The 21079-nt window shown below is 30.3% G+C and carries 19 protein-coding genes; 7 read left to right on the top strand and 12 right to left on the bottom strand.

The genetic code is table 11. The features are described 5' to 3' along the window. Positions 1–779 precede the first annotated feature (779 nt). From TY11_RS03285 to TY11_RS03275, 3 genes are all read left to right on the top strand, one after another. Positions 780–1574, top strand: coding sequence for a DUF5677 domain-containing protein (locus TY11_RS03285; protein WP_042142807.1), 795 nt, complete (start codon positions 780–782; stop codon positions 1572–1574). 196 nt (positions 1575–1770) lie between these two features. After that, positions 1771–1977 carry a hypothetical protein gene (locus TY11_RS03280; protein ID WP_155982657.1) on the top strand — a complete coding sequence of 69 codons (207 nt, stop codon included), beginning with the start codon at positions 1771–1773 and terminating at the stop codon, positions 1975–1977. 67 nt (positions 1978–2044) lie between these two features. After that, positions 2045–2701 carry a hypothetical protein gene (locus TY11_RS03275; protein WP_042142803.1) on the top strand — a complete coding sequence of 219 codons (657 nt, stop codon included), beginning with the start codon at positions 2045–2047 and terminating at the stop codon, positions 2699–2701. 134 nt (positions 2702–2835) lie between these two features. Here the strand turns inward: TY11_RS03275 and TY11_RS03270 are convergent, their stop codons facing one another. From TY11_RS03270 to TY11_RS03220, 11 genes are all read right to left on the bottom strand, one after another. Continuing rightward, positions 2836–4275: a helix-turn-helix domain-containing protein gene (locus TY11_RS03270; protein WP_042142799.1), complete on the bottom strand. Its 1440-nt coding sequence runs from the start codon at positions 4273–4275 to the stop codon at positions 2836–2838. A 137-nt stretch (positions 4276–4412) separates the two neighbouring features. Beyond that, a complete protein-coding gene (locus TY11_RS03265) occupies positions 4413–5534 on the bottom strand; it encodes an AAA family ATPase (RefSeq protein WP_042142797.1) in 1122 nt (373 codons plus the stop codon). Next, the gene (locus tag TY11_RS03260) at positions 5534–8260 is read right to left on the bottom strand and encodes a TnsB C-terminal domain-containing protein (protein ID WP_042142795.1); all 2727 of its coding nucleotides are present in this window, start codon (positions 8258–8260) and stop codon (positions 5534–5536) included. The genes TY11_RS03265 and TY11_RS03260 overlap by 1 nt, the downstream gene beginning before the upstream one ends. Before the next feature lie 260 nt (positions 8261–8520). Next, positions 8521–9789, bottom strand: coding sequence for a TniQ family protein (locus TY11_RS03255; protein ID WP_042142793.1), 1269 nt, complete (start codon positions 9787–9789; stop codon positions 8521–8523). Between the two features lie 367 nt (positions 9790–10156). Next, the gene (locus TY11_RS03250; protein ID WP_042142791.1) at positions 10157–11380 is read right to left on the bottom strand and encodes an SET domain-containing protein; all 1224 of its coding nucleotides are present in this window, start codon (positions 11378–11380) and stop codon (positions 10157–10159) included. Between the two features lie 187 nt (positions 11381–11567). Beyond that, entirely contained in the window at positions 11568–12365 is a 798-nt protein-coding gene (locus tag TY11_RS03245; RefSeq protein ID WP_052345705.1) for an abortive infection family protein, read from the bottom strand. Positions 12366–12480: 115 nt separating this feature from the next. After that, positions 12481–13140 carry a hypothetical protein gene (locus TY11_RS03240; RefSeq protein ID WP_042142789.1) on the bottom strand — a complete coding sequence of 220 codons (660 nt, stop codon included), beginning with the start codon at positions 13138–13140 and terminating at the stop codon, positions 12481–12483. Positions 13141–13614: 474 nt separating this feature from the next. Further along, on the bottom strand, positions 13615–13818 hold the full coding sequence (locus TY11_RS03235) for a phage holin family protein (RefSeq protein ID WP_052345704.1): 204 nt from the start codon (positions 13816–13818) through the stop codon (positions 13615–13617). 53 nt (positions 13819–13871) lie between these two features. Further along, entirely contained in the window at positions 13872–14579 is a 708-nt protein-coding gene (locus tag TY11_RS03230) for a hypothetical protein (RefSeq protein ID WP_042142785.1), read from the bottom strand. Next, positions 14572–15111 (bottom strand): sigma-70 family RNA polymerase sigma factor, encoded by a 540-nt coding sequence (locus tag TY11_RS03225; protein ID WP_042142783.1) that lies wholly within the window; start codon positions 15109–15111, stop codon positions 14572–14574. The genes TY11_RS03230 and TY11_RS03225 overlap by 8 nt, the downstream gene beginning before the upstream one ends. 324 nt (positions 15112–15435) lie before the next feature. Beyond that, positions 15436–15630, bottom strand: coding sequence for a hypothetical protein (locus TY11_RS03220; protein WP_042142781.1), 195 nt, complete (start codon positions 15628–15630; stop codon positions 15436–15438). A gap of 484 nt (positions 15631–16114) precedes the next feature. Between TY11_RS03220 and TY11_RS03215 the strand changes: the two genes are divergently transcribed. The 4 genes from TY11_RS03215 to TY11_RS20350 all read left to right on the top strand — a co-directional run bounded on the left by TY11_RS03215 (position 16115) and on the right by TY11_RS20350 (position 19014). Next, a complete protein-coding gene (locus tag TY11_RS03215; protein ID WP_042142779.1) occupies positions 16115–16591 on the top strand; it encodes a hypothetical protein in 477 nt (158 codons plus the stop codon). Positions 16592–16605: 14 nt separating this feature from the next. Continuing rightward, positions 16606–17163 carry a DUF4367 domain-containing protein gene (locus TY11_RS03210; RefSeq protein WP_042142777.1) on the top strand — a complete coding sequence of 186 codons (558 nt, stop codon included), beginning with the start codon at positions 16606–16608 and terminating at the stop codon, positions 17161–17163. A gap of 387 nt (positions 17164–17550) precedes the next feature. Next, a complete protein-coding gene (locus tag TY11_RS03205) occupies positions 17551–18822 on the top strand; it encodes a helix-turn-helix domain-containing protein (protein ID WP_042142775.1) in 1272 nt (423 codons plus the stop codon). A 15-nt stretch (positions 18823–18837) separates the two neighbouring features. Beyond that, the gene (locus TY11_RS20350; RefSeq protein ID WP_155982656.1) at positions 18838–19014 is read left to right on the top strand and encodes a hypothetical protein; all 177 of its coding nucleotides are present in this window, start codon (positions 18838–18840) and stop codon (positions 19012–19014) included. A gap of 744 nt (positions 19015–19758) precedes the next feature. Here the strand turns inward: TY11_RS20350 and TY11_RS19750 are convergent. Then, positions 19759–20610: a hypothetical protein gene (locus tag TY11_RS19750; protein ID WP_052345703.1), complete on the bottom strand. Its 852-nt coding sequence runs from the start codon at positions 20608–20610 to the stop codon at positions 19759–19761. Positions 20611–21079 lie beyond the last annotated feature (469 nt).

Below are 21079 nucleotides of genomic sequence, written 5' to 3'. Positions count from 1 at the left end.
AAATTATTTCTTCACAAACTCCATATTGCCTTTGATGAAATTAGTTTTCATTAGAGCCTTTTATTTTATTCTCTGCAATTTTATGTATATTGGTATTCAAGCATAAACTTTCAATTTTGAAAACTTATGCTTGAAGTCTCATTTAAACACTGTGACTTGAACCGTAACATTGCCACTTGTTTACCCATATACTTGCCAACAACTGTCTTTAAGCGGTTTATAATGATTCTTCGAAATTAAAAATTGATAAATACTCATATTAAAATTAAATTTTATAACCTTTGGTAAGATTTCTATTTCTTACGGCAAGCTTATGCTTCGCATTTTTACTTTCGGCAAACTTATAGTAATATACAATTTTGTTATCTAAAAGTTTTCTCAGTATAGGATGATCTATATAGTAAGCAGATACAGCTATAGTGTGTTTTGGATACTTACTTTCCACTTTCTCCCCACACTTCCTTTTCAAAGTTATACACCCATCAGTGCAATAATGGTGTCATGTTAAATATAAGTTCTTCTTACGGATGTCAGAAACTTTCTTTCCCTTATTTAAATTAACTAATAAAGAGGATTCAATATGCGTTTATATTCTCTTCTAGAAGAATTAAAAAAGGAAATTAAACATTGATATTGATCTATAAGAAGGGAATTTTTGCTTTATTGTCGTATATTGTAAGATAGAGGCAAAAATATTTATCACCACATCATGAGAAGCGAAAGTAATAACTCATAAAGAAAAGTTTAAAAAGGGTTAGGTTTGCAGAGGGGGATGCGTTGTGAAGATTCTAAAAAAGATATTAAAGGAAGCTGAGGGTTCTTTAGAATTAGTTTTTGATAAAGCATTTAGTAAAATTAATAAAGAGTTAGAGATAGAGGATGCAGTTACTTTAGGATTTTTTGAAGATATGGTAAGAAAAATCGATTCATTTACAACCCTCGCTGAAAAAGAAAAGAGTTCTTCAATTGATTTGATAACTCGGAGCATATTAGAAAGCTATGTTTATTTAAAACTTCTTTTCTTAAGGGAAAGACGTTTATATGCACGCTCTTATATGGCAACACAAAAGCTTAGAGAATTATCAATGTATAATAAAATTACATCTGATAATAAAAATGGTAAAAAGATTCGTGAACTATTAGGAAAGGGAATTGATGATATAAAAAAAGCAACAAATTTTGGTGCTACAGAAGAAAAGCTAAAGGATTTAAAGGAGCAATTTTCAGATGTATTTGAGAGAAGAAGAGAAAATCAAAAATGGTATAATCTTGATGGTAAGACTAAAAATTTTGAACAGTTATGTATTAAACTAGATATGTTCGCAGAATATGAACTTGCATACAGAATCCTGTCTAATGAGGTTCATTCAATGGATATAATGAAAAGGTGGCATTTTGAAAAGAATCAAGTATTTGTATTAGAAGGATATAAAAATAATGATATGAATGTATCAATAGTTAGCAAACTTTTACTAGAAGCACTAAATGAATTATATAATCTTTATGGACTTAATAAAGAATTAATAAGGTTTAAAACCATTTTAGCCATAAATTACAGGTTATCAAAAAATTAACTAGTCCTTCCAACTACTGAAGGGCACTGAATGACAGAATTTTAGCTGTCATTTGGTGTCTTTTTGTATTATCGGGGGGTGGTTTGTATGACGCTATTAGTTATTCTTTTCAATGTTGATTAGCCTATATATGTTAGATAGCAGGCAGGAATTCACTCGTATTTTGTCGAATTTATATTTGAAAGCGGGTGAAATTATGAATTCTTTATATGAACCAATGAAAGGAACCTTAGATGGAATGGCTTTAAAATTAGTACTTCTAGCAGGAATAATATTTGTTTGTATGGCAGTAGTAGTATTAATCATAAAGCTGATTCCTGCTTTGAGATCTATTAACAACTTTTTGTTAGGTTTAGCTGGTTTATTAGGCCTATATATTTGGTTGCAAATATACTTTTTGTAAGTTAAACAGGAATAAACTTCCTTTTTTTCGAGTATTATCTAATCAAGATTTTTAAGGGGATATTTTTATGAACTTTCAAGAATCATTACAGATTGCCTTAATAACAATTGCTATCACTTTCTTAGCTAATTTAATATTTCATTACCTAAAGAATTATTTTGATTGGTTTAGTGAAACAAAAATATTCAAAAGAGACCATTACTATAGCCAACTTAAAGAGCTATATCTTGAACTTTATGGAGTGGTTTCTCAATCAGAATTCATTAGATATTTTAATGATTTTAACGAACAATTTTCCTTTATGGAACTCCCTTTTTTAGAACTCAAAAATAAAGTAATGAAAGTTGTTACAAATATAGAAACTGGAAGGATAACTAGAGAGGAAGTGGATAAAGAAACTGATTTGACTAGGTTTAATAAATCCCATATAGCTAATTTGATTATTGAAAAGAAACAATATGCCTCTCCTAAATTACTTAAATTAGCTGTTGCATATAGGTTCTGTCATGAGTATTATTTAAAGGAAGATCTAAGTGTTCCTAGTTTGTTGGAAAAGTATCAAAAAGAAGAACTTAAGCTAATGTATGAATTAGTTGTAACTATTATAAAAGAAACAAACGAGAAACTTGAATTTTGTAAAATGGATTACATTGAAGAAGAACGTGAACACGGTATTATGGACTATGATATTTATGGTGAAGACAAATTTAAAAGTAGTAATTAAGCGCGGCTATCCAATTTACTATAAAAAATAACCATCAAACTGATTTGATGGTTATTTTTTTATATATTTATATAGTTACGCCAAGTAAATGTGACCGGAAATGTCATTTTTTTTGTTCTAATGAAGGAAAGTAATTATTTCGGCCAATTGTTATTCTTATACCCTAATAATTCTAGTTCTTTTCTCCATACCTCCCTGTATTCCGGCTTTATAAAGCAATTGGGATTAGACACTATTTTTCTAACGGTTTTAATTCCAGGGTATACCCCACTATTATGCAAATATCTAACAACTTTAGTGATTTCACTAATAATATTTTCTGCTCTTTGTTTTTGCATCTCTAACTTATAATTCTTACGTCGATTAATTAATTCCCTTGATAAATCAGGATAATACTTTTTAACCTCATTGATAGAGACACCGAATTCTAATGAAAACTGCTTTAAACTTATCGGGATATCCTTTTTTAAGGCAGTTTCTAATTTATGCTTGATATCCATTTTCTTTTGATTTTCCATATCTATTTTATGTTTTAAATTGGCACTTATTATTTGCTCACATAAAGCAGGATAATTTTTCTTGGCTGTACGAGAATCAAAACCATTTTCTTCCGACAGTTTATGAAGACTTATATAACTATTATTTTCTATTGCATTTTTTAATACAGCTTCTATTTCTTTTATTGATACTCTATCTTTCCCTTCCTCTAACCTTTGCAAATTAACATCTACTAGTGGTATATCTGTACAAAACATTTCATAGATTGATAGATTCAATTTGGTGCAAATCTTGAACATGGATTCTGTGGTTGGCTTTCGTTTATTATTAATCCATTCTGGGACCACTGCTCTATTGACACCTAGAAAATCTGAAAACTGTCTAATGCTACTAAAATTATTATCGTCCATTATTTTCTTCAAAACTGATCCTATTTTTTGATTAGTAGGAAAGACATCTAACTTTTGGCTGTTTGAAATCATTTCTTTAAAGGAATCAATTAGAAAGCTTTCAAATGTTGATAGATTAATAGAATCAAATTTAGTAGCGTCGCCTAACCAAGCAAAACAGTATTGGCAATGACCTATAATCAAATTTTTATGCATAAATTGTAATTTCTTTCCGCATTTTGGACAACTATTTTCTAACTTTACTTTATGTATATCACAATTCTGAATACCTCTTATATACCATATAAGTGGTTCGTAGACTCCTTCACCTTTCATTTTCATTTCTTCTAAACATTTTGGACACCACTTTCTAGTACCACCAACTATATTATCCGAAAAGAGTCCCGACCATATATTCATTGTTAAATAAATCAAATCATTTCTGGTTGTCAATTGTTCTAGTGCTAAGACATAATCTAAACTCACCGGACTATTACCATTAACATATTTTATTCTTGGTCCTAAACTTCCATCCATAAAAGACTTTTTAAGGTGATTTATTTGGACGTATGGAATAAAAGTTTTACTCACTAATTTTGTAACTTTTAAATTATGGTATTCAGCCAACCTTAGTATATAGCTTGTTAAACTTTCAACATAAGAGGTACCCAGCCCAATTGGTTCCAAGTTATAAAGCGTACTCCTAGTTGGCGAATTTATATTTTCAATTTCAAGACTCTCGTATAAGATTCTATTAATTTTCACCACTCGCTTTAATATTTTATTGAAGTAGTAACAAAGAATTAAAAATTAACATAGTTATACTACAAATCAGTTCCTGTTTTATCCCTTTTCGATTTCCTCTCACCCGGTCTCTTATTACCATTCTTTTTCTTTACTTCTATATCATCTAATTGATCCAACTTTAACAAAGCATCTAGCTTTCCTTCTTTCTCTTTTCTTTTTTCGGTTAGGCTCTTTTCTCCACTTGTAATTTCTTTAGCCATTATATATGCCTGATCAATTGTAGGCTCAAATTTTTTAAAGTCTCTGATTTTTAATATCTTTGTTTCCACATTATTCTCCATAATATAATCGTAGGTATTATCTAACCAATCCTTAAGAGTACCTACACATCCTATAGTAAGTCTATAAAAATACTTCCATTCATCAACAAGATTGGGTTCTTGTTGTAAAGGGAAAGCCTTTTGAAAAAACCAAAGAACATTCTTGAAAGCATCAATATCTCTTTGTTCTTCAGAGTTATACCTTGGAAAGTGAACTTCCATAGTCCTTCTTCCTAATTGCCCGTTCAAATTTCGAAAACTTAATAATTCATAGGTCCCAAATAGAATTATCGGAACATTAAATTTCGCGGCTAATGATTTTATTGAATCCATATGATTTCTTAATCCTTTTGAATTCCCTACTTTAGTCAAATGCTGCGCCTCATCAATTAAGATAACTTTTACCTTTCGACACTTAATTGCGTTTTCCAAGGATTTACGTAACTTCCTCTTTGTTTTTTCATTTGGATTATTTGGCAATTCTACTCCAAGTTCGTTTAATGGCAATCTTTTTTCATCAATTAATATGTCTTTAAGTTCTTCTAATGCCTCAGTGTAAAAATTAATCCAATCAAACTTGCCGTCTTCATTAGCAAAAGCTTCTATAGCCAAAACAGGAATTAATCCTTTATCTTTTACCATTTCATCATGATATCGTTGCAAATATTCATTTTTAACTTTAGCAAATAATGTAGTTTTACCTACACCGCTCGGACCATAAACTAATAAGACTTTTCCTTCTTCTACAACTTCAACTTTTTCCATTAAATTAATATAACTATTAACTAAGGTTGGGTGAGCTACAGATTTCTTTTTAAAATAATTGATCCGTTCACCCACTGGCTGTAATAATAAATCTCTTGGAAAATTTTTATCCATTAGAAAAACTCCCCGTACATTTCAAATTCTGATTGATTTTCAGTCTTTGTAGTAGTATTTTTCTTTAGAATAGCTTTCTTCACATTAGCATTACTAGTATTTTCTTCATATAATAAATCGTTTAAGTTATTTTTAAAATCATTGTTTTTACCACCATCAATAACCATAAATGTATTCTTAACTGCTTCATCCCTTAATCTTTGTATCTCTAATAGTTCGTGAGCTTCTACTGTATCTAAGAAACTCGCTAATTCTGCTGCAGAAACTCCTGTATTTTTTGATTTTTGAGTTTCACTTTTTCTTTTCTTTATTTCAGCAGTAGCAATTTTAATTTCCTTCAATGATTTCCCCTCAAACTCCAACTCATACTGTGAGTTTAGTTCTACCCAGTAATTTCCAACATAGCCATAAGCCTTACTATAATCGAATGGATCAAATCTAACTGGTATTTGTTTACCCTCAATAGAAGGATTATTTAGCTCAAATGAATTGTAGTAACTATTGTTAATTTTAACTCCTTGTCCTGGCTGAACTTTAGCTGTACCTTTTGTTGTAGTTGGAAGAGTAAGCATTTCAAAACTCTCATCATATCTGATGTATGTTTGTTTTCTCTCACCTGTTCTTAGAATACTTTGTTGGTACGCATCACGAGGACTTTGATCAAGACTGGAGTGAATCTGTGTATCATAAATCTCATAAAAATATTGTGTTAAATATTCATTTAAAGTTTCCAATGTCCAGATAGCAAAGTTTTTTGGATCAAAGTCTTTCGTCATTTGGCGAACTAATTTTGTCAGTTGTGTGTTACCTGCTAAAGTATAAATAAACTCTGTATTAGCAGTACCAAAAAACCTTTCACAAACTGAGCCATATTTTGGTTTTGCACCTGGTCTTGTTTTTTTACTACAATAATAGGTTGCAAGTAAAGTATCAAAATAAACACTTTGTAAATCTTTTCCACCATCTACTACTAATGTCTTCGGAAGTCTAGAGTACTTTGAAACACATTCTCTGATCGTGTTCATACATGACTTATATGACGGTGGATCAAATGTTAAATAAAATGCCAAAACTCTTCGAGAGAATGCGTCTATTAGTATAGTTAACCATGGTTTCCCTAAATCCTTCTTTGTTTTTGAACATATTAGTCGAATATCTAGTTCTGTATGATCCATATGTGCAATTTCAAAAGGTCTTACGCCATGTCTAGGAGTTGAAAGAGATAACTCCCAATGGAAGGGCTCTTTATCATAAGCTGCTCTCGGGCCCCTTCTCTGTAAATCTTGTTCGTAACTAGGTCTGTCCTCAATATACTTGTAAAAAGTTTTCCTACTTGGAGGTTCTAACCCTTTACTTAAGCAAGCATTTCTATATGAGTTATAGACCGATGACTTATTTCGTTGCTTTTTGTTTTCATAATGATTTTCTATATAATCTTCCATTAATTTAGCAACATCCGGGTTAAGCCGATCTGTATAATTCCCCTTCCTATGATTTTTTGTAATTAAACCAACAAATCCCCGACCAAAAATCTTTTCAGCTTCTCGAAACTTTTCTTTCCAATATCTTAATGTCCTTTCGGAAACATCTACCTTCTCACCATTAAAATGTTGTTGTAGTTTATCGTATTTTTCATTTGCACGAGCCAGTTCAGCTGGACTAGCAGACTTTATAATATCTAAAAATTCTTTTGTTGTCTTTTCTTGAAGCGCTGCATTATTTTCTAGAGATTTAATTGCACCCATTTTAATTAACTTTTCAAATGCATTAAAAGGTAAGGGTATGATACTCTCTGATTTATCTAATAAAGAGATTTCCGCTTCACCTACATTTATTATTGTCCATGGGTTACCATTCCAAATAATTTCCTTGCCCGCCTCAATATTGACTACATTACCTATATTTTCATTGGGTGTATTACTCATCGATTGTTCTGCATTTAAAATAGCATCAGCAGTTTCTTTATTAATGTATAATGGGAATTTATCATAGTTAAATATAAGAAACTGTTCTAAATCAACATAAATTTCACCTAAAATGATGAGTTTATATATGTCATCTGCTGTAAACACAGCCCCTTCAACAGATAGTAGGTCAGCTAATGTAATGTTTGGTGTGGACTGAATATAATTAAGAATTATATTTCGATTTGGTAATGACACGGTTGGATTTTCTTCTAAAAGATAATCTTCTAAAAAGCGAATATTATTTTGTAAGTTCCAATTAATTTCAGCATCGGTTCGAATTCTGAAAGAAAGACCTTTTTCCTTTGCAAACGCTTCGGCAGGTGGACATCTCCACTTTCCATTTTCATCTAAAATATATCTTTCTGGTGATTCTTCAGTCTTCTTTGATAGTTCTTTTTCCGTTTTCCACTCTTCCCAACCAATAAAATCCTCTGAAATCACAAAAAAATCTGCAGTATATTTATGCCCCCTATTTCTACCATTCTTTATGTATTTTATTGTGAAGCTCTGTGGTTGGTCGTAATATTCATAAATACTTTTATCAAATTCCATTAAATAAATTGCACATAATTCAAGCTTGTGGCTTTCAAATTGTATAGTTAAACCCATCTTTTTACTCGAGTAGAACCCTCTGACATTGCCAAACCTGCCTTGTACTCTACGTGCAGGTTCAGAATTCCTAATACTGTTGTTGATATATTTTTTTGTTTCTTCATTAATCTCCTTTTTAGTGCAAAATAAATCAAAATCTTCAATCATACATAAACTCCTCAACTATTTACTTTTAGTTTGAAAATATGGCCATATCTTTCATGTTGTTTTTGCAACTTTTAAAATATAACCTAAAGATTATTAGCACCCAATTACCAGGCTACCTCAAATATTTTTAACACATGCCTTTAAGGCCAGGGCACTAGATTTGTAAGTAGGTTTACTTAATGGAAATATAACCCCTATAAGTTGCTTAGAAAAACTATCTCTTTTGACCAGAATTTCCGATTTATATTTCATTTCCACTTTCATACATCATGGCTCCTTTTTAATTCATCCCAACTATCTTGTATTATTTTTTCTCTTAAAAATCCAGTTCCTAAAGTTTCTTCAATCCGTCTTCTACTCGGATAAACTCCTTTTTTTAATAGTGAATTGAAAGCTTCTTTAAGTTTTTCATTTTTTATATGTAAGTTTTCTGCCTTTTTCTCCTTTAAAAAGGCATTATAATTTTCTTTAATTTTGTTGCATTCTATCTCGTACATTCTCGTAAGTAATTTACGGTCACAGCCAATTATTTTGGCTATGGCACTTATTGATACTGGCGTTTTTTCCATAATTACTTTATTTAAAGTCTTCTTAATTTCTTCATGATCATAGCTTTTCTTTCCTAAACTTACAGTGTCACTGCTATCTAGTTTCTTTACGGGTTCTTGTCTTTGAAGTAAATCAATGATTGAAACTCCAAGTACTTTACAGATTCGTAACTGATAATAAATATTTGGTAGAGTTTCACCAGAAATCCACCCCCTGAAAGTCGATTTGGGTATGTTCATATATTTAGCAGCTTTATTTTGAGAACCTTCAAAGACTTTTGTAACATAATAATTTAACGTTCTTCCCAGATTAGCATTTGAGAAATCCATATCATCTTTAGCAAGCAATTCTCCAATCAGCATAATATCCGTAATAAATTCATTTGTATCTCCACTATATTTATCATTTGTGTAAAAGATAGAACCCAACCAATTTCCACATCTTGAACAATAGCCTGGCATTGATTTTCTATTAATTAATGGCACTGCATATTTACAATGCTCACATAAATCCAAAAGCGGTGTTTTGTGTATAATACAAAGATCTACGCACTGGAAATTCCAAATTAATTGATCATATATATCTTCACTTTTAAGTTTAGATTCTTCATAACATTTAGGGCACCATGATTTGGTTCTCTTCAATAAGCCCCTCTCTGGTAATATAGATGAAAATCTAAATAATGTAGTAAAACTTATATCTGATCTTCCAGTTAGTTTTTCAGTAAGTTCAATAAACTCTTTTGCAAGTTTACCTCTACCATTCATTCCTATTGCTGAATCAAAAAATCCATTACCACCCCTTTTGGAAATTTTTGATAAATACTCTTTATTTAAAAGTGGAGCATATACCATAAAAATTAAATCCCCAGTCAGAACACAATGCGCTTCTGCTATTCTGGTAATATAACTTGTTAATGATTCAACAAAAGGAGTCCCTAAACCAATGGGTTTAATATTATATAAAATACTTCTTTCCAAATTTTTCTACCCCCTACTTTCGGGGTATTATTCGTCAAAAATAGTATTTTATGCAACATTGAAATTTTGTTATATACCTTGTAAAACTTACCTCCTTTATCGTTAACCAAACAAAAAAAGCACCACTAATAAACACGATAGGGTACTAGACCTATCGTTTACGATGCAGGTACGAAACCCATCGTTTATTAGTGGTACTTCCACATTATTATAGATTATAAAGTTGTTTAGTTTTTTATTAATTGTATCTTGTAGATTTCCTAAAAGATATATTAGAACATAACATATAAATATATATAATGCAAATAATTTATTTTAATATCTAAATCATCATATCATTTAAAGCTACGGTTTTTGTTACATTATATTATGGTGTGTGATAAAGCATTAAAGCTAGTTTAATTTCATTATTCTTGTCACCATTAGTGTGAAAGGTATAGTTTGACCATGATTCATCTGAAGCATTATTGTATTTAATAAAATTTGGATGGTTACCAATTGTATCTTTCGCCGTTTTTATCACGCTTGAAAAATCCTTATTTGATACAAACATGATGATTGCAGCCTTAGAATCTCTCCAAGTTAAATATCCTAATAGTTGATCAATAGTTTTTAAAAATCCTTTTGGACCAGTCCAGAATTTGCACTCTGCAACAAAAACATTGCTTCCCTCATACCTCAATAAAATATCTGTCTTACCACTTTTATTAAAGGTCTCCCCTGTTGCACTCCCTTCAAAATTCGGCTCTAACATCATTAAGAAATGGTCTCTTAAATCCTCTTCCCCTTTTTCTTTATATACAGAAGGTTTTCTTTCAAATTCTTTACCCATGTCGTTAATAATTCTTAATATATCTTGATATTCATCATTATTTAAAGTAGGGACTGGCGTATAGTCTTGCTTATTCTGAATTGGCTTAATCTGAACTTTCTTTTTTACTTTTGGTGATGGGATAGAAAAAGTAGTTGGAACATCTGACTTCTTTCTAATTGGAACAATTAAACCAGAGTGTTGATTCCTTCTTTTTAGTATTTGTGCCTTTCTTTCGTGAAATAAACTTTTGATAAGATCTTCAAGACCATTATTATATTCTTTTACGTCCTTATTCACATTGGAAACCATATTAGATAAATTATCTAAGAAGGATTTATACTTACTATTAATATTTTCGATATCCTCTTGAAATTGTATGAAACGCCTAATTATGACTCTACCTTTAACTTCAGCACGAGGGGGAGAAAGTGTGTATGTTGAAGGTCTACATTTAAATAAATCACTTTCACCTTCAAACGGAATATGAAAATAATAAACCTCTCTAGGATATGTTTGCCCATCTCTTACAAAAAAAGATTGAGGAAAAAATTCAGCTCTAATCTGCTCTTCTTTAACATCAGCATCAACCTCATCTAACTTTAATACCAATGTAGCCATTTGAAATTTATCTTTCAGATACATTATATATTGTTCCTGCCCAACATTAAGAAGGTAGTCTTCGTCTTCTTTTATTATTGTATCCTTTACTTCTTTCTGTCTAATCTCAATAACACTGTAAAGATCATATGTATTAAACAGTAATTCATCGTAAACCATACTCCGCTTCACTCCTATATTCAGTTCATTATGTATCTCTCTCCCGCTGGTTTGAAAAACATAATTTTTAGTAAAACATAAAGTCTTAGTGTACTTTTTCTAATTCAATAAATTGATCAAAAAATTAACTTAAATAACTTATTATATTAGCTTTTTCTATAACGATAATAAATATATGTATTCACTCTTATTCAGTTTTCTTGAGTGTTTGTATTAAAAATAAACACATGGAGCCTGCTAGATTTACCGCCAGTTCGGCATGGCGACTAGATGGCTTATAATATCTATTTTTTCCTTTTCCATGTGCATCACCTTGACTGTTTCGTAAATTTCCAAGACCACTTACAACTGCTGAACAGCCACCTAAAATTTGTTTAAATATTTTCACATCGTGTTTTTCTGGCGTAAGATTTAGTTCATTCGTTACTTGTTTATATATTTCATGTAAATCAGCACTGTTACTGTATCCTATATTCTTTTCCTCTAATATATGTTTCAGTACAGCTTCCATAAGTGATCTCGATAATGTTATAGCACCCTCAGGATCGTTTTCCTTTCTTTCAATGGCTCTTTTCCAATAATCCAAAACATAATCAGAACTGAATACTTTTAAGTGCTTATCTATTGATTCATCTATTGGCGAAAATTCTTGAGCCTCAAAGTAATCTATCAGTCTAGTGAATTCATTCCAAATAAATTGCCTTCTTTCAGCATAAGTTGAAAACCTATTTTTAATAAAGTGCCAAAACTGCGAAGTGTCCCTATTATTTATAACAAAACTAGGCAATAGATTTTTAGTTGTAATTCCATTAATGAAATGTTTTCTTAGTTTAACGTAATGTTCCTCAGAATAAGGCCCATCGTTTGTACTAACATTAATTAGAATCCTTTGTAAATATTCGGCTTTTTCGATTTCAGTATTAAAATCTTCTTCTAAACTAGGTTCCTCATAATCTTGTAACATCTCATCATTTTTCTCCCTCATCAATACCACCCTAATTTATCTAATATTCTATCCATATAAACTTCTATATTATTACTTTGAAATAAGTAGTTAATTTAATCTTGTTATAAGTATTATTATTGAATTTCTATTTTTGCTAATAATAAATCGCAAAATGGAACTTATCAGTTTTCCTTCCAAGAAAAATGCAGTTTACTTTACCTTCGTTTAAGTCAGGAACATAAACCATATCAGGAATATATGATTCATTTTTATATATTGAATCATTCATACTATATCTATAAGTTATTTCGTTTACATGACATTCTACACTCGGAGTATAGAGAAAAGGAAAATACTTAATCTTATCCATGTTAACTTTTGGATTCTTACCAGTGTTTTTGCCTAACTGCATTATATTTGCAAAAGATTGATATGTATTAAACCAACCTATAACGAATGCTGTTTTTCCTTTATTTCCTCTCTTAATTTCATTTAATAACCAACTAAAATCCTTAAAAAACGATTCTTCAAATTGTCTCTTATTAGAGTAATTACCTGCAGAACTTTTAGTAGCATATAAGTACTTCACCTCGATAACAAAATCTAAATTATTTACTTTGATGTCTTCATTCCTTCCTTGCATACTTATTTTCATTAAGTTCCTAAAAGGATATGCTACGAGAAAAACTAAATCTGATTCATCAAATTCACTTACTGCAAATTGTTGAATTTCCTCTTTTTCATATCTGTCAAACCTTTGATTCAAATCTTCAATAATTATCAGGCAATTTGATAATAGGTAGTTTTGTATCATATATTTCACCCCCTAGTGATTTTTTTCTACTAAGTGTTCTATACTACAGAACTAATTTGCCAACCAAAACTTATTAGACAGATCCATATAATCACCTGATTAAATATGATTTTACCCTTCATTATGTTTCTTACCTTGGTTCAAATAATAGATCTTATAGGTACTTATACATATATTTCGACACAAATAGGAAATTCCCTCCAAAATTTGTAAAACAAAAATAGTTCACCACAATGTAACGGATTCCATTACAAGGTGTTCACCGAGTTAAATCACAGACTTTCTCACAATATATTCAAGTCATAATTCACAAGAAAAGGAGCTTGTTATATAACAAGCTCCTTCATTATTGAACACTAACTTCTTAAACTAACGCACCCGTTAGCACAAGTAATCTAATAAGTATTATTAAATCCAACTATCTGTTAGAAACAACTACTAATTATACCCAACGAAAACCCTTAAACAATAAACTTACCAATTATTAGTATCATTACCTATTTTATGCCTTACATCATCTAATGCTTTTTCTGTATAAATCCTTTCAGACTCACTTGCATTTTTTATACCCTCTTGGAAATCCGTTTTTATATTCCTTTTTTTTGCAACCCAATCGAATATTAGTCCGACAACCAGTAAACCACCGAAAATAATAAGCAGAAATAACCATAATGGCATACCCTCACCTCCCATAACCAATACACTCTTTATTTGATAAGACTGTGATGTATTTATGAGTTGTTTTCTTTTGTAATTGTTTCTATAATTTCAAATGCTCTTTCCTCTGTTAGTCTTTCTGTTAGTGTAAATTCAGTGGAATATGAACCTTTTCCAACATTAAAATGAGCTATAAGAATATTAGCGTTATCACTATTAAGTTTAGTATAATGAACATCAAAACCATTTATAGTCTTAGTTTCAACACTATCACCTACATTGATTTTAAATGTGCTATAAGTTATTCTAACAAGCCAAGGGGGTTCTCCGTTATAAATTCCATACAATACTTTTGAGTTCATATCTTCTTCGTGTTGTTTGATGTAATCTTTGTTTTGCAATACGCCTTTTTCCTTAGAATAAACTACTACCAAATCTCTTTTATCACCTATTGGAGGATATATAATCTCCGCTGATAAAATTTGATAATCAGTAAATTCAGGTATAAAAACCTCAGTTCCTATTTCTTCAATTATCTGGTCTTCGAATGACTTGACAACGCTGGCAGTCGGACTAAGTTGGTCAGATATAGTTGGAAATAGCAAGATAAATAATATTGCTACAACACCCAAAATGGAGAAAAAATATGCATAAGGAATGCGCTTTCTCTCTTGACTTGTTAAAGAACTTATTATTTTTTCCTTTTCATCCTGTGAAACAGTGACATCGAGAAGGACCGTTTGGTTTAATGTGTCTCTCACTGATTTTAATTTTTCATCCATTCAAACCACCCCTTTCCAATGATTCTTTTAACTTTGTTCTTGCTCTATGAAGTCTTGTTTTTATGGTATTATTTTTTAAATCTAGAAGAAGACTTATTTCCCCTATGCTTAGGTCTTGATAATAAAAGAGAATAATTACTTCTCGAAACTTTATAGGCAAAGCTAAAATATGTTTTGCTAATTGTATATCTTCTAATTTTGAAAGAGTATCAATTTCTGGTGTTCTTGTCTCTACTAAACTCGAATCCAGATTATCTTTGTAAATGATATTTCGGAAACTCCATCTTTTCAATGCATCTTTGCATTTGTTGATTGTAATTTTAATTAACCAAGTTTTATAACTACTTTCCTCTCTGAAATAGTCCATTTGCTTAAAACAAGAAATAAATACTTCTTGTAAAATATCTTCAGTAAGGGAATGGTCTCTAACATAGAGATAAGCAATCCGTTTTAATTCAGTCCCATACTGATTAAGTAATGATTCAACTTTATGAATCTTACCCTCCTCAGTATTTTCTAATTCCCTTTTCATTTTCTTCCCCCTTCCACCTCACCTCAATAGACGACAGTAAATTAGGTTTGGTTCCCACAAAACATAAAAGTGTTGAATCCATTTTGAATTAGTGCACCTTTTCTTGGCTATTACAAAAAATCTTTTTAAACTATATTATCCTTTTTCCAATCGGCTAGGTACTAGTGTCTAATATCCTAATTTTTTATTTACATAGAAAACTCTGTGGCGTTTAAGAAAATAATTTCTCTTAATATTTTCTTCTTAAAGGAGAATACTACATAATGATGATTTTACAATTAAGTTTAAATCATAAATCAAAAAAAGCATCGTTAATTAACGATGCTATTCGGGACTATTAATATCAGTGATAGACTGTTTTAAGTGGGCTTCTTTATATACCCTTTCATACTCTTTAGTTTCTTTAATGCCTTCTTCTGCATCAAACCGGAGTTTTTTCTTTTTAGCAATGAAGTCAAATATTACTCCAATTAATATAAGTCCAGAAAAAATAACTAATATTACCATCCATAGTTGCAAAGTATAATCACCTCCAACTTTTTTCATCGAAATACGATATATTGATACATGTGATATTGTTTATTTTAAATAGACCTCGTAATAAGTGAATTATCTAAACATTAACATAATTTCGTATGAAAATCAAAATACTAACTTTTTCTCTTTAATTATGAGAATTTAGAAATTTTCAACTTTTCCCCATAAATCTATCAATCTTCTAACGATTGTTTTAATAAAATGATTGTAAGGAAAATTTTCCTAAAAGTATTCTTAAAGTAGCAATTATATTTTTTATGGTGCTTTACCTCCTTCGTCCCATCCTTGTAATAACAATAATTCAATGGTAAATTCTTAATGGATAAATGATATTTTCTAACAACTCAGAAAAGTTCATTCAGAAGGGAGGATAGCAATGACATAATATAGTATTTTATTATAATTTAAATTTAACTGTATACCTATTTGCAGGGATGTGCCCTTAATAACAATGGAGGTTGTAGCTATGAATAAGCAAATAAAAAGAGTTGTTTTAATTTTAATCCTCTTCTGTGTTGCACTCGGTACTCAAGTTAGTGCGGGTGAGACAGCTAGTTTTTATCTTAAAAATGGATATAATTCTTACTTTTCCAATATGAGTTGGGATGATTGGAGAACCGATGGAAGTTACAGTTACTCTAGAACAGAATTTATAGATAAGTCGGGGGATTCTGCATATTTTAGTGGTATGTTAATCGATAATGCCACTTCCAATGATTCATGTTTTTACATGTACCGTATAGTGGATAGTGTTGGTACTACTGAAAAAATATATTATGACTTAATGGGAGATGCAGTTAAAGGTGAAAAGTTTGTAGATTTACGCGATTACCGGGCTGATCATGAAAATTTATATACTCGACTTGATATCCATACTAACTGTCAGAATGGTACACAGTATGGACATTATTTTTCATATGATTATTTTGCTTGGCATAATTAAAGGAGGTCTTTAGTTTGAATAAGAAAATATTAGCAGCTTTATTGGTTCTGTCTATTTCAGTATTATCAACAAGTATTGTATTTGCATTTCAAGAAGATTCTTCTAACGAAGATGCATCAGCATCTAAAATTACACCAACTGAGGTAGTTTCAAATGAACTAGATCAAAAGATTGATTCATCAGATGTTAAAAATTTGATGCCTAACGTTTCTATTAATCAACCAAAATTCATTCCAGAGGGTATGGAGTTAAAAGAATCATTTTACAATGAACCCCCATCTACTTTTGCAAATTCATCATCTATCGACAAGCTAAAAGAAGTAAAGTTTTATTATTCTAACAATAATGAGCAGTCGTTTACTTATGTTGTTAAAGAGGCAGATGTAAGTATAGCCAGTAATATATATCAATTAGAATCGATTAAGATAAATGATGTCGAGGGAGAATTGTTAGAGATACCAGAAAAGAAATTTATAGTAATTAGTTTTCGTGACAACGAGGTGAGTCACAGAATAGAAGCGCAAGGAATTGAAAAAGACGCTGTTCTTAAAATTGCAGAATCAATAAATTAAGATCACTTGGATTTGTATCATGGGTGAGAAAAAAGAAGATTCCAACTAGATTATAATTCTGTTGGGCTTCTTTTTTTTATTAATATGATTGGTGAGATGAATAGTTTCCTAAGTATTCTTTTATATTTAAAAATAAGTACTTTTCTTTCATTCATCCACTCACTAAATTTTTACGAATTTTTCATCTTCTTTTACACACTTAAATCTTTCTATTTGCCCAGTCCCTCCTTCTCTTTAATCCAATTGCAGGAAAATTTTCTTAAAACAGTCCTTAATAACGTAGCAAACTAGCCTCTTTTAGGAAAACTTGAATAATTTTATTAACGGACAAAATTAATGGTAAAAACTACCCAATATTTTTATAATTAAGATAAAGGAGGTGGTTAGTTGAATCATATAGGAAGCCAAATAAGATACCATCGTATTAAGCAAGGCTTGACACAATCTGAATTAGCAAATGGAATAATATCGTTCTCTTACTTATCAAAAATTGAGAATGGAAATGCCTCTCCTGATCCAGAGGTTATTGGGTTAATTTGCAATAAGTTAGATATTAGTCCTAAAGAATTATCATATTTTAAAAAAAATATTATGGCGTGTAAAGAGTGGTTCAAAAGTTTACTGTTGGGTGATAAAGGAAAGTCTACAGAACTTTTTAGAGAGAATATAAACTCCAATAAATTCACCGACGAAAAGATGATCAATCTAATAGAGATTAATAAACTTCGTTATTATGTGCTCACTAAACAAAATTACAAAGCTACTAGACAAATAAAGGTGTTAGCAAGGAAAAATAAAGCATTTAGTAATTTGGAACAATATTATTGGCTAAAATTCAGTGGTAACTATTACTTCTCAAAAGGTTCGTATCACAAAGCTTTTGATTTGTTTAAAAGAGCAGAAGAATTGATATCTAAAGACCTCTATTTTAGAGAAGAAGAAGAAAATGATTTGTACTATCTGATAGGACTAGCCGCAAGTAAGGTTAGACAAGTACATATCTCCTTAAAATATGTTTCAAAGGCATTACAATACTACCAAAGTCAATATAATTTATTAAAATGTGCACACTGCCATATATTACTAGGTATATCCTATAGACGAATTAACGATTTGGAAAGAGCAAAACAAAACTATGAAATAGCAATACAGATAGGCGATTCCCTAGCAAATACTTATTTAGTTTCCCTATCTAATCAAAACATTGGAGCGCTTTATTCATCTATAGGTGATAGTCAAAAGGCAATTGAATACTTCAAAAAAAATTATGAAACTCTTCTTGGAAAAGACAATGTAAAATTATTGACTCCAATAGCAAGTCTAATGAAGGAGTGTTATAAAATCGGTGATCGTAAAGAGGCTTCTTATTGGCTGCAACAAGGATTAATACTAACAAGAACATTAGATGAAAAAAAATCTATTCTTGTATTAGATTTTAAAGTTTATGAACAGTTACTTACATATAAATATAGTCCAAGATTAGAATTTATAATTCTAAAGGAGGTATTTCCTTTATTGGAGAAAAATAAGTTAGAATACCAAAAGCATATTTATTCCATAATATTGGCGGACTATTACTATAGAATGCGACGATATAAATCAGCAGCCGATTATTACACACGGGCAAATCAAACCCTAAAAGAAATCTATCATGATTAAATGGAGGTAAAATCTATGAAAAAGTATATTAGCATTCTTCTGTTGTCTTCTTATTTAATTACTACTGCCCTATATCACAATGGTAATTCTTATGAGTTCACTAACGGGAATACTGATGAACAAGTTAATCCAGATAACGAGCACGAACAAGAACCAGGTCAGTTTCCCGACAATAAGGCTAAAGATAGCTAAATTTCTTGCCTTTTGGTAATTAACAGATAAAGTCAAGGCAAGCATAATATTGTTGACGGGTGGGAGGGGATGTTGAAGGAGATTGTAGTAACAGAGTTACTTTTGCATCTGGAACTCTTTTAGCGATGACACCGTTAAACTTCATTAGACAATTAATGAATGATTTTATTTATAAAAAGTGAACCTCACCCTTGATGACAAAATCAATGTAGGGTGAGGTTCTTTTTCAACATAGTGTCCGGGAAGGGGAGCCTGCCCGAACATTAGCATTATAAAATACTTGAATGCTGCCAACAATCTCGGTTTATTTATGGGTAATATCTCTATCCTCTTTATATATTAAATACAATTTTTTAAAGCTTTGATGTTAGAAAAGTAATCAAACATACTATTATTATCCAGAGTATACGATTGATCCCCCATAAGCAATAAGGTCCAGTTCTATACTTTCACCATATTAAACTAGATTATTGTAGTTAATTTAGACCATTGCAAACACAAGTACTCAACTAAAGTCATCACAAGTAAAATTAGGTAAAGGCAAGTTAAAATACGCTTTACCTAATTTGTTCTATATTCATATTGCAAAAACCGTACAAAATAAATCATCTTGCTAGGTACCTATTCATAATAGTTCCCTTCATTCCGGATAACCTTTATTCCTTTAAGAAATTTTAGTATTAAAAGTATTTAGCCTTCTCCATTAAACATAGAATATGATTATTTTCCTCTTTTAAATGCCAATTAGAAGTTAAATAATTCCTTTATAATTGTCTCATTGAAATAACCGTCTGCTATTGCACTTCTTACCCCTTTTAATAATTCCTTTAACAAACTAAAAGTACTTTTTAGATCTAAGTTTAACTCATTATTAATTTTGGGATGAGAAACTATGGATTTTCTAACTTCCGATAGAATATGTAATTGGTTCATAACGTTTTCATGTAGATAATCATCCCTTATCAAGATTCGTAATATCTTAACAAATGAAGGATGAGAAAAGTTTATGTAGGTGACGTTAGAAAAGTATATGCCGTGCAAGTTAAATTGATTTATAAGTTCTTTATTTATTTCATTGTAAGTTTCTAATACTGCAGCTGTTGGTGTCTTATTATATACTGAATTTAAATATTCAAAAATATCTTGTTCGAATCCTAAGTAGTCATAATACCTGTTTTCTAAATGGATTTTTAATTCGTTTTGGAGTTCAGTATTAAACTCCTCAAATAGAAATCGTTTAAAGAATGAAATTACATTAAAAAAATAATATTCAACCGTGTCAAGATTGGGGTACCCAAAACGATGTTGTAATGTATTGCGATCATCAAAAAGCAACTCGAAAATAGGACGTTCTTCTATTTCTACACCTATCTTACTTAGTTGATTAATAGTCTCCCAAACTGATAATGTTTGACTTTTATTATTTATATATATACTTTTACCTTCTTCTATTAATTTTGCTTTAAGAATAAGTTCTATAGCATTTGCCAAGTGAAGTATAACAAATTTATACTTTATTTTATTTTTTTGCGAGATTAATTCTGTTGAATGTGCAATACATTCCATTGAACTAATCAGTAATGGAGATCTTTTCACTAATAAAACACCTCTAAGTAATATAAATTAATATTTGCGAAAGTAAATGTAACTGCCGACCCGGTATGGAGTGATTATTAACAATTAATATTACAATTAAACTTACTAATATTAATAAAATTAATCAAACTTTAAATCATTTCTATTTAAGTAGCTGATAAATAGCCCTCCTCAGAATTATTTATCATATGCTCATTTCCCTTCAAAGATATTATGCAGGAGAATAAATAGAATTAAAACCGTTTCGACAAAATCTTACATTGTTTTTTAACTATGTACTTCTAATTTTACACAGTTACTATTTTTATCAGTTAACTAAGTACCCGTAGAAATAGAATTTTAATCATAAGAAAAAGGCGATGCCATTAGGATCACCTTCTTTATCTAACGCACCCAATAGTTTAAGATTACTTGGATTTAGAATCTCTGGTAATTCTTAGGACTTTCTTTTATTAGTGTTAAAAGCCCA

The sequence above is a fragment of the Paucisalibacillus algeriensis genome (genome assembly GCF_000577245.1).
Taxonomy (GTDB): Bacteria; Bacillota; Bacilli; order Bacillales; family Amphibacillaceae; genus Ornithinibacillus.
The sequence above is the reverse complement of the archived record's forward strand: the minus strand, read 5'-3'. Positions and strand labels throughout refer to the sequence as shown.

What these genes read in the sequence shown, in the direction of transcription:
- TY11_RS03280 (WP_155982657.1), top strand. Translation starts at nt 1,771, where the DNA reads ATGAATTCTTTATATGAACCAATGAAAGGAACCTTAGATGGAATGGCT.
- TY11_RS03275 (WP_042142803.1), top strand. Translation starts at nt 2,045, where the DNA reads ATGAACTTTCAAGAATCATTACAGATTGCCTTAATAACAATTGCTATC.
- TY11_RS03265 (WP_042142797.1), bottom strand. Translation starts at nt 5,534, where the DNA reads ATGGATAAAAATTTTCCAAGAGATTTATTATTACAGCCAGTGGGTGAA.
- TY11_RS03260 (WP_042142795.1), bottom strand. Translation starts at nt 8,260, where the DNA reads ATGATTGAAGATTTTGATTTATTTTGCACTAAAAAGGAGATTAATGAA.
- TY11_RS03250 (WP_042142791.1), bottom strand. Translation starts at nt 11,380, where the DNA reads ATGGTTTACGATGAATTACTGTTTAATACATATGATCTTTACAGTGTT.
- TY11_RS03245 (WP_052345705.1), bottom strand. Translation starts at nt 12,365, where the DNA reads ATGAGGGAGAAAAATGATGAGATGTTACAAGATTATGAGGAACCTAGT.
- TY11_RS03240 (WP_042142789.1), bottom strand. Translation starts at nt 13,140, where the DNA reads ATGATACAAAACTACCTATTATCAAATTGCCTGATAATTATTGAAGAT.
- TY11_RS03235 (WP_052345704.1), bottom strand. Translation starts at nt 13,818, where the DNA reads ATGCCATTATGGTTATTTCTGCTTATTATTTTCGGTGGTTTACTGGTT.
- TY11_RS03230 (WP_042142785.1), bottom strand. Translation starts at nt 14,579, where the DNA reads ATGGATGAAAAATTAAAATCAGTGAGAGACACATTAAACCAAACGGTC.
- TY11_RS03225 (WP_042142783.1), bottom strand. Translation starts at nt 15,111, where the DNA reads ATGAAAAGGGAATTAGAAAATACTGAGGAGGGTAAGATTCATAAAGTT.
- TY11_RS03215 (WP_042142779.1), top strand. Translation starts at nt 16,115, where the DNA reads ATGAATAAGCAAATAAAAAGAGTTGTTTTAATTTTAATCCTCTTCTGT.
- TY11_RS20350 (WP_155982656.1), top strand. Translation starts at nt 18,838, where the DNA reads ATGAAAAAGTATATTAGCATTCTTCTGTTGTCTTCTTATTTAATTACT.